This is a genomic window from Nonomuraea marmarensis (assembly GCF_043197025.1).
GTDB lineage: Bacteria > Actinomycetota > Actinomycetes > Streptosporangiales > Streptosporangiaceae > Nonomuraea > Nonomuraea marmarensis.
Map to the genome: position 1 here is coordinate 1 of NZ_JBICRM010000137.1, position 525 is coordinate 525.

The window sequence follows — 525 nt, forward strand, 5'->3', positions numbered from 1 at the left end:
ACTTCCTCGACAGCCTCAGCTCACCGACTCGCGAATGATCAGGGCGGAATATGCCGACCTCCAGTCATCCTGAACCCGCCAGACGCACGATTGTCGGGATAACGCTCGGGTCGGCATAAGACCCCTTATGGCGAGATTGCCATAAGGGGTCGAAGGCCAGCTCGACGTAGCGGCCGGCCAGCTCGTGGCCCACTTCGTAGGCGTTGTGGTGCAGGGTGACGGTGCCGACCTTGGACACTTTGCGGCGTTCGGTCCACAAGAACGCGGTATCTCACTGAGATCCGCTGGTCGAGCGCTGCGAGAACACCCAGCTTGATCATGCGGCGGAGGGTGGGCTGGCCGAGCAGGAGCAGCGCGAAGGGCTGGCGGCTGTCGAGCTCGTGGTTGGTCATCATCCGCAGCGCATCCAGCTGGGCGTGGTTGAGCAGGTGTGCTTCGTCCAGGATGAGGACGGGGGTGCGTCCGCGTTCGGCGTGTTCGCCGGCGAGGATGTCGGCGGCCTGGGGGATGAGGGTGGCCAGATGC

The 525-nt window shown here is 64.4% G+C and carries 1 protein-coding gene and 1 pseudogene; both read right to left on the reverse strand.

Annotated features, from left to right (window positions below):
- Positions 1–64: 64 nt before the first annotated feature.
- Positions 65–259 carry a Mu transposase C-terminal domain-containing protein gene (locus ACFLIM_RS50310; RefSeq protein ID WP_393178059.1) on the reverse strand — a complete coding sequence of 65 codons (195 nt, stop codon included), beginning with the start codon at positions 257–259 and terminating at the stop codon, positions 65–67.
- A 70-nt stretch (positions 260–329) separates the two neighbouring features.
- Positions 330–521, reverse strand: a pseudogene (locus tag ACFLIM_RS50315) (AAA family ATPase); the annotation flags it as partial.
- Between the last annotated feature and the right edge of the window lie 4 nt (positions 522–525).